The 255-nt window shown below is 34.9% G+C and carries 1 protein-coding gene; it reads left to right on the top strand.

Translation table 11 applies throughout. The annotated features are described in order from the left end of the window. The coding region (locus tag ACHRV3_RS23055; RefSeq protein WP_395436304.1) for a hypothetical protein at positions 1–236 on the top strand (236 nt) is incomplete at its 5' end. Positions 237–255: the final 19 nt, after the last annotated feature.

The following is a 255-nucleotide window of genomic DNA, read 5'->3' as shown; positions in this document are numbered from 1 at the left end:
GCCGAAAGGACAAACGGGATGCATATTCTGTAAATAAACTAAATTTCCACATCCAATTCTTTAGCACTTCATTCGTTTTGAACTTAACCCCGGAGTTCTTTCAAAGATTGAAATTAGATTTTTACCCGGCTCAAAGTTTATGCCTGTCAAGTTTCCTTCGACTTCGCTCAGGAAGACATATGGCAAAAGAATCTAAAGTAAAAGAAATAAGAATAAAACCAGGGATCTTACAATGAATCAAATTCAAAAGTTGTA

Origin of the sequence: Flavobacterium sp. FlaQc-49 (assembly GCF_044005985.1) — a bacterium.
In the GTDB taxonomy this organism is placed as follows: domain Bacteria; phylum Bacteroidota; class Bacteroidia; order Flavobacteriales; family Flavobacteriaceae; genus Flavobacterium; species Flavobacterium cupriresistens.
The sequence above is the reverse complement of the archived record's forward strand: the minus strand, read 5'-3'. Positions and strand labels throughout refer to the sequence as shown.